At 48.2% G+C, this 12,233-nt stretch carries 8 protein-coding genes; all 8 read left to right on the top strand.

Annotated elements, in window-relative coordinates:
• The first annotated feature begins 1 nt into the window (after position 1).
• The 8 genes from AR456_RS21300 (at position 2) to AR456_RS11380 (ending at position 12,039) form a co-directional block, all read left to right on the top strand.
• On the top strand, positions 2–1,006 hold the full coding sequence (locus AR456_RS21300) for a hypothetical protein (protein WP_155829113.1): 1,005 nt from the start codon (positions 2–4) through the stop codon (positions 1,004–1,006).
• Positions 1,007–1,550: 544 nt separating this feature from the next.
• On the top strand, positions 1,551–3,296 hold the full coding sequence (locus tag AR456_RS21295; protein ID WP_155829116.1) for a hypothetical protein: 1,746 nt from the start codon (positions 1,551–1,553) through the stop codon (positions 3,294–3,296).
• 42 nt (positions 3,297–3,338) lie between these two features.
• The gene (locus AR456_RS11410; RefSeq protein ID WP_031206925.1) at positions 3,339–4,535 is read left to right on the top strand and encodes a glycosyltransferase family 4 protein; all 1,197 of its coding nucleotides are present in this window, start codon (positions 3,339–3,341) and stop codon (positions 4,533–4,535) included.
• Positions 4,536–4,547: 12 nt separating this feature from the next.
• Entirely contained in the window at positions 4,548–5,837 is a 1,290-nt protein-coding gene (locus AR456_RS11405) for a glycosyltransferase family 4 protein (protein WP_202903922.1), read from the top strand.
• Between the two features lie 106 nt (positions 5,838–5,943).
• Entirely contained in the window at positions 5,944–7,218 is a 1,275-nt protein-coding gene (locus AR456_RS11400; protein ID WP_031206926.1) for an exopolysaccharide biosynthesis polyprenyl glycosylphosphotransferase, read from the top strand.
• A gap of 151 nt (positions 7,219–7,369) precedes the next feature.
• Complete coding sequence (locus tag AR456_RS11395; protein ID WP_236995502.1) at positions 7,370–8,698, top strand: O-antigen ligase family protein; 1,329 nt, start codon at positions 7,370–7,372, stop codon at positions 8,696–8,698.
• 792 nt (positions 8,699–9,490) lie between these two features.
• Complete coding sequence (locus AR456_RS11390) at positions 9,491–10,240, top strand: hypothetical protein (RefSeq protein WP_021817258.1); 750 nt, start codon at positions 9,491–9,493, stop codon at positions 10,238–10,240.
• Between the two features lie 98 nt (positions 10,241–10,338).
• A complete protein-coding gene (locus AR456_RS11380; protein WP_155829119.1) occupies positions 10,339–12,039 on the top strand; it encodes a heparinase II/III family protein in 1,701 nt (566 codons plus the stop codon).
• Positions 12,040–12,233 lie beyond the last annotated feature (194 nt).

The following is a 12,233-nucleotide window of genomic DNA, read 5'->3' as shown; positions in this document are numbered from 1 at the left end:
AATGAAAAAAGTACTTCATGTCGGGCAAATGAAATCAGGGACTACTTATGTTCAAAATGTTCTTTTTGAGAATAGGAAAGCACTAAAGAAAGAAGGGTGGTTATATCCTGGCAAGCTGATGAACCAGCAGCATGCGTGTTATGGCCTATGTGGGACAGACATCTACTGGGCTGATAACGAGAAAAAATGGCGTGATCTCGGAAGAGAGATGCTAGATGAGATTGAATATCATGATGGTGATATTGTGATATCTTCAGAAGCATTGTCCTCTTTGTCGAGAGATGGAGCTGCTAAATTTATTGATGAAATAGGAGGGGTTGATGCAGTGGTGGTTACGGTACGCTCACTATTCACAACTCTTCCTTCAGCATGGCAGCAGTATATAAAAGGAGGAGGGGTGGTATCTATAGCCGACTTTTTTGACCGGCTGGATAAAAACAGAGAAGACGGAAGTGGGATGTGGAGGACTTATTCATACGGTAAAACAGTTAAAATATGGTCGGAATTCTCTCCCGTTAAGGTTGTAGTTATCCCAGAGAATCCTACTTCAAAGAACCAGTTGTGGGAGGATTTTTCAGGTGTCGTTGGTTTGCCGGACTTGAGTGACGTCGTTGTAAATGATAGCAGGTCAAATGTCTCTTTGAATTACGAGGCAGCTGAAATTCTTCGTAGCATTAATGTTGAGGTGGAGCGTTGTAAACCTCGCGTCAGTAAAAAAGAAGTAGAGCAGTTTCGAAGAAATTACCTTAATAGATATATTTTCCCGATTGCGGGAAATAAAAGAGGAACAAAAACAAAAATCCCTGAAGATTATAAAAGATTGGTATCTCAATGGAATGATCAAGAAAAAGAACTTTTGCTGTCTAGTGCAGATGACATAGTTGGCGATGTTAAAGACCTCGTGTGCTATGAGGGGGGAGAGCTTTCCCTGTGTCATGGTGGAGGAGGAGAGTTCTTGAGTGAGATAGCTTGTCAAATCGTGGGTGGATATAAGTGGAAAAATTGATGTGAATTTTTTGTGCCTTTGAGACTGAAGTGAATTTAAGCGTTTTCTGTTAAAGTTAATGGGTAAGCTTTTACGAAAAAAAGAGCTGTCGAATTGATGTTTTCTCTCCCCAAGTGCTAGTGCTAACTTTGGCAGAGGCTGAACCTATAGTGATTCTGAATTGAAGCTGGAGTTTCGGTTGGTCTAAAGATTTGGTCAGTCAAGATGCCTTGTTTTTCGATGGTTTGCTATGGAAGTCAGGTTTGTGCGTGTTTTATACACTTTTGTACAATTAAAGCACGCTTATTCTTTAAGATGTTTCGTGGGGGAATGTATATGGGAAAGTTCTATGCTGGATAGGATCCTTTTGTAATTCCTAGGTTTTTTTAGAATCCCGTTCTTCCCCTGTCTTTTCGGTTTTATTCCGTTTTATTGTTTATAATTATCATGATTGTGAGTATTGTGGCTTTTTGATAATTTGTTGTCATTCCTTTTCTTGGTTTATTTATGTTAGTTTATTTTTATTTTTTAGGTTGTGCGGCAATTTTTGTAAAGGGGTTGTCAGTTGATAAATAATATTTATGTTGCGCTAAGATGGTCGGTTTCTTTAGGGAGAAAAATTTTTCGAGTGGTCCCTGGGGCTACTTTAGCAGTGGTTTTTGTTACATTAGTATCTCAGTTCTCAATTGTAGTAGCGTCACTGCTACCTCTCAAGGTGGTAATGCTTTTGGGCTCTGACCGGGTCCCACGTTATTTTCCAGATTTTTTTTCTGGTATAGATAGAGACTTGTTGATTGTTTCGTTGAGTGTGCTGGCAGTCTGCTTTTATTTTTTGCATTCGTTTTCCGAAAAACTAGTGGTCTATGGGTCGGGGAGAGGAGCTGATTCTCTTTTAGAGAGAAGTCAGAAAATGACTTTGTTTGAGAATCAGACTGAAATAGCTCGTCAAGGATTTCAGCGGTATTCAAGGAGTTTGTCTAGTGTTATATTGATATTTATTATTTCGATAGGTCTCTGTTGGCTCTATTATGATCTTTTTCTAGTTCTTTCGATTTATTCTCTGGTATCTTTTTCATTGCTGGCACTTTTGTACTCTTACAGAGGACGTGTTAAGACTGGTTTGGACGAGGTCCCGGGGAAAGTTGTTGGTACAGTTACTGGAGTAGGATTTCTTATAGCTTTTAGCTATATTGTGACAGATTTTCTATGGGGTTCTCCTCCTAGTTTGTTGGTTGCAATCATATCGCTGATTTTGATGAGGCAGGGATTTTCGAGAGTTTCAGGGCTTGTCCTTGATTTAAGAGGGCTTTATCTCCAGCGGTTGAAGCTTAATGCGTTGTTTTTCCATGGTCATGTGCTGGTTGGAGAAGCAAAGAAGCATGAAACAAATTTTTGGTCCCTTCTTGAATCACCTCGCCGTGAGAAGTGGATCTGTGACGTGCTGAATGTTGTTTTTAATCGTTCTTTTTGCGATATAAAAGTTAATTGGCTTCAGGTGGGTGTTTCGGATGTGGCTTTCTTTCATGTTGAAGAAGTTGACCAAAAAGGTCATTTGAGAGAAGAGTGCTTGGTAAAACTTTTTTCTATTAAGAAAAGCTCCTTGGCTCGCCACGAAGCCACATTGCTGACAGATGAATGTAGTCTTCCTTCCTTGCCATTGCTTGGGGTTGAGGATATTCAAGGACTGCATTGCCATATATTGGATATTAGTAGGGCGAATCAGTTTTCCAAAGATCAGTTTAGTGAAGCAAGAAATAAGATGTTCTCTCGTTTAGCTTCCGTGAGTCCAAGTACCTCTCTGGTGTCTCGATATAGTCGATCCCACCCACCGCTTTGGGAAAGGGTTGATAATAGAGTTTTCTCGCGATTAAGGACGGTGGCGGAGATGCTAAATGTCGAATCCGTTGAGCGAGTAGAGAAAATTATTGCGCTGCAGCCTGAGATTATAGATCGGCTGAAAAGCCTTCCTCTGGTTGTTGTAAATCCTGATATTGGTCCAAATTCTATTTTCCAGGATGATGTGGGTGAATTTATTGCAGTGCATTGGGGGCGGTGGGCACTGGAACCACTGGGAGCGGGGTGGCCGGTAGGACCTAAGCAACTCGAGTGCCTTGGCGAGGTTTTATCGGAAGCCAAGAGAGGGCGCAAAGCCCTATTAGACGTTGCGGAAAAGGATGTGTGCTTGGCTACCCTGATGTATGAATTGGAAAAATTATGCGTACGACAGCAATTTGCTTCGGCGCTAGATTTGGTTCCCCTGATCCTCGACTGTGTGGGAACTCCCTCAGCAGTACCCCAGGAGACGGTATGAAATATTTTTCATTCTGGGGATTTTAATTTGTCCACTATTTCCATGATTGTATGGAACGACTTCCTTAACGACGCTCGGGTCTTGAAGGAAGCTCAGACGCTTCAGTCGGCAGGTCATCAAGTTATTGTGCATGCCTTGCATGCTCCGGGAGTCACTAGGCAGAGAGAGAGGTTGGAGTCGGGAGTAGAAGTTGTTCGAGTAGCTCGTAGCCCGCTATCGAGAATGAGCCAACGGAAACACACTGAAGGACCGGTCTCAAGGAGTGCGCCTCAAGCCAGCTCAAACAGCCTGTATCGTCAAATGATGGCTATTGTTGGTCGGAGCTGGGCTCACCTTGAGCTGACTTACCAACTGGTTCGCTCTCGCCCCACGGTGATTCATGCCCATGACGTTAACGTGTTGCCGACCGCTTGGTTGGCTGCGGTGTTGGCTCGTGTGCCGCTTGTCTATGATGCCCATGAAATCAGCACCGATCGTGAAGGCTACAAGAGCTTTCGTCGCGTTGTGGGCTGGGTGGAAAAGAAACTGATGCCGCGTGCCGTAGGTACGATCACCACCACCGATGCGCGGGCCAAGTTCTTCGCTCGGGCATACGGCATACCGCGGCCGTTGGTGCTGCAAAATCGTCCCAGGCTGACACAAGTCGAGCAGTCCACCAGAATTCGCGATGAGCTAAAGCTTGATCAGCCCTGGCCGATAATCCTGTATCAGGGCGGTTTGCAGCAGGGCAGAGGGTTGCCTCGTCTCGTGGAGGTCGCCGCCAGAGTACCCAGCGCCTACTTCGTTTTCATTGGCGGAGGCCGCCAGGAGGGGGAGTTGCAGCGCCTCGCCGAGCAGCTTGCTCTCTCCGAGCGAGTGCGCTTCATTCCTACGGTGGCGTTGAGCGAGTTGCCGTATTACACCGCCTCGGCGGATATCGGTGTTCAGCCGATCGAGAATACCTGTCTCAATCATTTCACGACGGACTCGAACAAGCTGTTTGAGTATGTCGTGGCGGGGTTGCCGGTGGTGGCGTCTAGCCTGCCGGAAATCAGCAAGGTCGTGCGCAGGCACGATCTGGGTATACTCACCACGCCCGGTAACAGCGAATCGCTGGCCGAGGCACTGAATACCCTGGTTCAGGATCCAGCGTTACGGAAGCGCTATGCACAAAACGCTGGTATCGCCTCCCAGCACCTCAATTGGGAGGAGCAGGAGCAGGCATTGGTCAAGCTCTACGAGAGGGTATTGGCAGGTTAATCATGAGCTTGAGTGAGGCATTATTTGAACATCCTGTTGTTGAGTTTCTATTACCCCCCGGACCTGAGCGCGTGCTCGTTCCGTACCCAGGCGCTGCTCAAGGCCATGTTGCCCAGGCTGCCGGATGATGCACGAATTGATGTCATTACGACCCTGCCCAATCGTTACGCTTCGTTCTCTGCTGCTGCGCCGGAAACCGAGCACGGTCCGCAGCTGAGTGTATATCGCGTAGCGCTGCCTTCTCACCAGAGCGGTATGCTGGATCAGGCCCGCGCGTTCATTAGCTACGCTCGGGCCGTCAATAGGTTGGTGAAGGAGCAGCAGTATGATCTTGTGGTGGCCACGTCCTCCCGTTTGATGACGGCCACGCTTGGCGCCTGTATCGCCCGTCGCCAGTCGGCGGCCCTGTATCTGGATATCCGCGATATCTTCGTCGAGAACCTTCGCTACGTCCTGCCGAAAGGAATGCGCAGGCTGGGGAGCGCAGTATTCAGCCCCATCGAGCGTTGGACGCTGGGCCAGGCAGACAAGATCAACCTGGTGTCTCCCGGTTTTGCTGGCTACTTCGAGGCGCGATATCCGTCGCGGCGCTTTTCCTGGTTTACCAACGGCGTGGACGAGCTGTTTGCTTCCAGTAGTGATATGGGAGCCGGCTTTAAGGTATCTGGTAGTGAAGCGACCGGTAATGAAGTGCTTGGCAATGAAGCACCTGGCAATGAAGTACCTGTCAGCGAAGTGTCAGGTGACAAGGAGTCAGGTCACGAGGATCGCCTACGCGTGGTCTACGCCGGGAATATCGGCACCGGCCAGGGGTTGGATCGCATCCTACCGGAGTTGGCTGAGCGTACTGCCGAACGCCTTGAGTTCATGGTGATTGGTGATGGCGGGGGCAAGGAGGCGTTGCGAGAGGCGTTGCAGGCAAGGCGTATCAGCAACGTTCAGTTACTGGACCCGCTGTGTCGTGATGCGTTGATGGACGAATATCGTTCTGCTGATATTCTCTTCCTGCACCTCAACGACATGCCGGCCTTCCTGCGCGTATTACCCTCCAAGCTGTTCGAGTACGCCGCCACAGGGAAGCCAATCTGGGCCGGGTTGGCGGGGTATGCCGCAGGCTTTGTGAGCCAGGAGATCGACAACGCAGTGGTGTTTCCGCCGTGTGATGCCGTATCTGCGGTCCAGGTTCTGGAGCAGCTGGAGCTGCGTCCCTGCAAGCGTGATGACTTTGTGGCGTGCTACCATAGGGCCCGACTTATGGCTGATATGGCGGAGGATATCCTGGATACGCATCGTGATGGTTAACTAACTGTTATACAATAAATTATTATTCTAACGTGCTTGATTTTTCTCTTGGCAGGAAGACGCGTTGTTGCGCCAAGCGCAGCGCGATGTGGATAGGAAATCGTCTGTGAGTCTCGATTATGAGCGCCGTCATTCTCGGTGGTATGAAAAGATCCTGCTGGGCCTGACATTCCAGTTGGTGGTGGGGTTGCCGCTGGTGGTAGGGCTACCGTCTCTTGAGCGCTGGGGGTGGGAGTTCTGGCACTACCTACCGGATGTGCGCACCAATACCATCTATGCCCTTACCGGTGCCTTCATTGCGACCGTGCTGACACTCCGGCGTATGGCACGGTTTCCTGGTTCTCAGGTGGCTGCCTATATAGCTCCGACTGTCTCCGTGATGTTTCTTCTTGCGGTGGCGGTGCTCTTTTTCACACGTGAGGAATATACGCGCCAGGTGCTGTTCGCGGGCTATTGCGTTTCGTTGCTCTGGTGCTTTGTAGGCTATTTTGTTGGGCGACGTTATCGCTGCTTGAAGTTGGCGATTGTGCCCTTTGGTGACGCCAGAAAGTTGCGTGGAACCACGCAGGTCGACTTGCGCTGGCTCGAGAGGCCTGACCTTGAGGGCGTGCGAGTTGACGGTGTCGTCGCCGATTTGCGGGCCGATGACCTGCCTGCTGAGTGGGAAAAGTTTCTTGCTACCTGCACCCTGTGCCGTATCCCCGTTTACCATATCAAGCAGATCCACGAATCGATCAGTGGACGGGTGAGGGTCGATCGGTTATCCGAGAACGAGTTCGGTAGTTTGATGCCTTCATCGATGTATGCGGGTTGCAAACTAGGTATTGATGTCGTTGCCGCGGTGCTGTTCCTGCCGGTTCTGCTGCCAGTGCTGGCGGTTGTCGCAGTGCTTATCAAGTTGGATAGCCGAGGCCCGGTACTCTTTCTTCAGCCGCGCATGGGGTATCGGGCGCGGCCCTTCAAGATGTACAAGTTTCGTAGCATGTATCACGAGCCTGGCGGTGAGGATTTTACGCTCCCCGACGATGACCCTCGGATCACCAGGGTGGGGCGGTTCATTCGCAAATACAGAATCGATGAGCTTCCCCAGATATTCAATGTGCTTCGTGGTGAGATGAGCTTTATCGGCCCCAGGCCGGAGTCCGTGGCACTGTCGGAAAAGTATGAGCAGGATGTACCCTTCTTCAGCTATCGCCATGTGGTGCGTCCGGGTATCTCCGGCTGGGCACAGGTGGAGCAGGGCTATGCGGCGGAAGCCGAGGGGATGGGCAAGAAACTGCAGTATGACTTTTACTACATCAAGCACTTTTCGCTCTGGATCGATGTGTTGATTGCCTTCAAGACATTGAAGACCATCTTTACCGGCTTTGGTGCAAGGTAGTCGGCAAGGGCCGGTGGTATAGTCCCGCAGGCGCCCTCGAGGCGCCTGCGGCGTTTTTGGATCGAGTATTCAGCAGGAGCGATGCCGAAGCTCCGAGATTTTTCTGGCGGCCATGGTAGCGATGAAAACAGCAAATGATATGCGGCAGTGGATGATGGGACAGACTGAAGACCCATGGCACTCTCCCAGAGTGCTCTGGTGGGTCGGTTTCACGAGTCTCATGGTGTATGGCTCATTGCGTCTGCTCTGGCCACAGGTAGGGGAGCTCGGCGGGACCTTGATGGGAGTTCTGGGGTTGGGCTGTGTGCTTGCCTGCGGGACGCATCTGCGCTCTTCCGGGGCCTTGTGGCTGTTGCTCGGGGCGATTGTTGTGCAGTCGATCTCCTGGACCCTCGGCTATTGGCATCATCCCGAGTGGATGCCCGATCATCCTAAACTCGATCGCATGGCCAAGTGGTTCCTGTTCATCGGTGTGGCCTGGTGGCTTGGTGGTAGTACGCGTGCAACTCTCATTCTCTGGGGGTTGGCATTGTCGGGGCTGCTGGTGACTTGTCTGGTTACGGGAGGCGGGGTTGATCAGTGGCTAGTGGGATTGCATGGGGAACGTGTCGATTTCGAGCTGCAGAACGCTCAACACACGGCGATGTTCTTCGGCTCAGGTCTTCTCGGGGTATTGGCGTTCTCCCGGCGTCTGCTGGCATCAGGCCGCTGGGCGATGGTTCGGCGCATTGGCTGGTTTATTGCCCTTATGATGTGTCTGACAGGGGTGGTCATCACTCAGACAAGGGCTATCTGGTTGGCATTGGCGCTGATACTGCCGATCATGGCAGTGGTGGCACTGCTGTGGAACTACTCCCGTCAGCATAGAAGGCAGGCAGCACGGTTATCCGCAGTAGCTCTGGTGGGTGCGCTGGTTGTGGTAGTGCTGGCGGGGCTGGAGTTTCATGGGGTTGTCGAGCGACGGCTGGGGGATGAGAACAAGATCATTGCCGAGTTGATGCAAGGCAATATCGATGCGGTGCCCTACCAGAGCAGTATCGGTAATCGTGTCCACACCTGGATTGCCGCAGCCCAGTGGATCGAGGAGCGTCCTCTGGTGGGGTGGGGCGAGAATGGGCGCAGCCTGGCCGTCGAAGAGACGGAGTGGCTACCGGAGTACACGCGAGAGCACTATGGACACCTGCACAATACCTTTCTCGAGGTCTTTGTCTCGTATGGCCTGATGGGTGTGGTGTTGGTGGCAACCCTGGCCTGGTGGATCGGACGCAGCACCTGGCGGGCGTGGCGGAAAGGTGTCATGCCCGGCGATATGGTCCTGTTCGGCGCGGTGTTCTTTATCTACTGGATCATCATCAACCAGTTTGAGGCCTACCTTTCCTTCTGGAGTGGGGTGTATGTGCACAACATCATTGTTGGTGGTCTGATCACTCATTATTGGCGAGTGATTGCCAGGCAGCCTGATCCTGGCTCTGAGACTTGATCCAGAGACCGTCACGAACGATGAAGGCTTGTGTCGAGGTACCTCATTACCGCCGAAATCTTGCCGAGCTAACTCCGTGAGTGCTGGGCTCTTCACGTCGCTTGAACATGCGGTGCAAGTCAGAATGCTACATCCGAGGGCTTGGGAGCTCGCGGGCCAAAATTAGCTGATCATCGAGGCATAATTATTAAAAAGCACGTGGAGCTATATTCGGTTGTCAGCATGGCCAGCAAGTTGTGCTACGTATGTAGGCAGTCATAGACATCATCTCACTACCGCCAACGGTGAATAGTCGAATCGCCGATACCAAAATGGCAGACCAGCTTGTTATCGCTTGTGCTGGCGAGGCGGCTTGGTTGTCGGCACGGATCTTCGATGTGTCGCCTCCTGCTTCTGCAGCTTGATGACCCTATCTTTGCTCCCGGATGAACTTCTGGATAATAACCCTCTCCCGATAGGAAAGAGTGACTTCTATAGATTATACGATCTTCAAGGACTCTATGCGTATGCTTTGGTATTGCGTCACTCCGCCTTTAACTGGGTGTCTACCAGCGTCAAGCAATCTTAACGCTCACTCTTTGCCTTACATCCTGTAGTAGAGGTCCAGCGTTGAGGAGATAAGGCATCGCGCGGAGGCAAAGAGATAACAACGAAGTCCGTCCGCTTGATACCTAATTCTTCCTGGTGCATCATGATAAATCTTGTTCCTGTCGTGCTGTTGTATGGCTATTGTAAAATTATAGTCCAGTATTGTTAATTACAGTATCATTTAAATTATTCTAGGAGTGTAAGATGTCAATTGTAAGTTTTGAAAAAAAATTTATCTTTCTTAAGACAAGGAAAGTAGCAGGGACTTCGATTGAAGCTGAACTTCGTAAGATAACTGGAGAAAATGATATAGTCCCCGCGGTCACTCCGAGAGATGAATTTTATTCATCAAAAAAAGGATTTTTCTCGAAAAACTATCTCAGGGATAAGGAGAGCGAGAGTTATTACACTGATCTGGTTCTTGATGGGCGGTTTGAAGAGGCCGCCGAGTATCTAGCATCTCAAAAAGCTTTAGCTCCTAGCCACATGAAATACGCTAGAATAAAATCTATAGTAGAAAACATGGGGTATGATATAAAGGATTTTTTCGTATTTACTGTAGATCGTCATCCGTATTCTTGGGTTGTTTCAAGTGTTCTTTATAATAACTCAAGGTATAATAAGGAGGGCGTTCTGTATAGAGAGTGGAGTGCTGATGAGGTGAATCTTCTAGTGAAAGATCTGCTGGATAAAGATGATTTTACTAAAAGGATAAATTGGAATTTATATTCGCTGGGTGACGATGTAATGGTTGACAGGGTTTTGAAGTATGAGGAGTTGGATAAAGAGCTTTCTGATGTTTTTTCAAAATTGGGTGAGAGGTTCTGCGGACTACCAGAGCTAAAGCTAAATTCTCGACATGTTGATGCAGGGAAGATACTGGAAAAAGAAAACAAGGATGCTATTTTTCTAAAAATGAAACATGTGTTTGAAACTTTGGGATACGATAGATAGTTAGTTTTTGTTTGAATGCTAATATTTTTATGTAATCTTAAGGATTTAGTGTTTGAGATAATGTTGTAGGTGTGTGAACGATCAGCTGTTGATGAGTGTTGAATATAATTATTATTTATGATGCAGTTGCAGCGGGGAATGATATGAAAATATTAGGTATTGGGTTTTTTTCTGGGTGCCTGGCATGTTCTTTTTTTCTTCCTGTTTATGGAGAGGATGTTGAAGGTGAAGAGTTTTCCCCAGACCAGAGCTATGAGTCAAGAATAGCTGTTTCGGATATTTATTTAAATCAACAGCAAGATTATGAAGATGTTTTGAGTGTCGGGTTTAAACCCCGTGCGGATGTTCAGCCGTGGCCTTTCGAAGTGCCTGTTAACTGGTCCGCTGATCCATTTGACGATGCAAATTGGAAATTTCAACTTCATGCATGGCGAGGTGTGGACCCAGTAATAAAAAAATATCTGGATTCCGGTGAGGTTAAATATTTTAATGAAGCTATGTCGTTTGTTCGCGACTGGTATGAGTTTCATGAGGAAAATGGACCATCGGAATATACATGGTATGATATGTCTGTGGGGATTCGTGCCATGAGAATTTCTTTCTTACTGGATGAAGTATATGAAGGGAAAGTTGTTGAGAGTGTCAATGATGTAGACATTCTTTATGACCTTGCAGAGAGACATGTTCGGTACTTAACTGAAGAAGAGAATATTAACAAAGGGAATCATGGTTTTTTTCAGGTTTTTGGATTGAGAATGCTGTGCACTGTAATCGAAGGAGAGGTGTGTGAGGGTGAAAGACAGTATTCAGAAGAGATGTTGGAGGAAATATTAGAAAGAGCCTATACCGAAGAAGGTGTTCATAAAGAGCATTCGCCATCTTATCATGCGTTTACTTTGAGGGTTTTGAGAAATTTTAATGTAGATGCTGTAATGGGCCAGGGTGTTTTGGATGTTATTCAGAAAGCGGAAGAAATTACTCCTTGGCTTGCATGGCCCACTGGACGATTTGTTGAAGCTGGAGATAGTGCGGGCACGACTGATACGTTGGTAGCAGCGCCTGAGATTACATGCCTAGAGAGGCATAAGTGTTTTGCTGTAGGGGACTTTACAGATTCTGGTTATGCAGTTATTCGTTCCGACCCAGGGGCCGACAATCAAAACTCTATGCTGTTTTTTACTGGGATGTCATACTCGAGAGTGCATAAGCATGTTGATGAGTTGAGTTTTTCTCTATTTGAGAATGGAGAGATGCTATTTATTGATTCAGGAAAGTATGGCTATGGGGATGATGACTGGAGAGATTATGTGGTGAGCGCTTCGGCTCATAATACAATTAGCTTGGCTGATGAGGATGTGGGTCTTGAGTATATTGGATATAATGGATCATATTTGAGTGAGGTTTTAGTTTCAGAAGAAGGCTTTCATATGGTGGGAGAGGTTGAACGGCGGGGGCTGTTTTTTCAGAGTAGAGAAATTACTTATCTGCCGGGCGAAAATCTTGTGGTTAGAGATGTTCTTTCTTCGGAGGGGAAGAGGATTTATGTGAGCAGTCTACATCTTGCGGCTGGTTTGGAACCGGTTATCAGGGAGGACGGTTTTGATGTGGTGCTATCCGATGGTAGTCTTGTTCAGGCTCATCTCGAAGAGAAAGACTGTCTTGTAGAGAGTGTTCGAGGACAATTAGATCCTATTATAGGGTGGGTGAGTGTAGGCTACAAAAAGATGGAGCCTGCGTCCGTTGTTCGTGCCGTATGTTCTGGTGATAACCGATCAATAACTTGGAACGTACAGCTGTAGGTTGTTTTACCTATAATTTGCAGTCCTCCCTCTCCCAGAGAAGGGGTATCTTGAATAGAGGTTAAGTTTCTTGATGGAAGTTTGAGTTTTTTGAATGAGCGTTATTTTCTCTTGCATGGGTGAATTAGGAACGGTAAGTTTGATTTTCGATGATGTGACTAAGTTCTATATTTCTATGTTGTTTAGACGAGAGG

Source organism: Halomonas huangheensis (assembly GCF_001431725.1).
Classification (GTDB): Bacteria; Pseudomonadota; Gammaproteobacteria; order Pseudomonadales; family Halomonadaceae; genus Halomonas; species Halomonas huangheensis.
The sequence above is the reverse complement of the archived record's forward strand: the minus strand, read 5'-3'. Positions and strand labels throughout refer to the sequence as shown.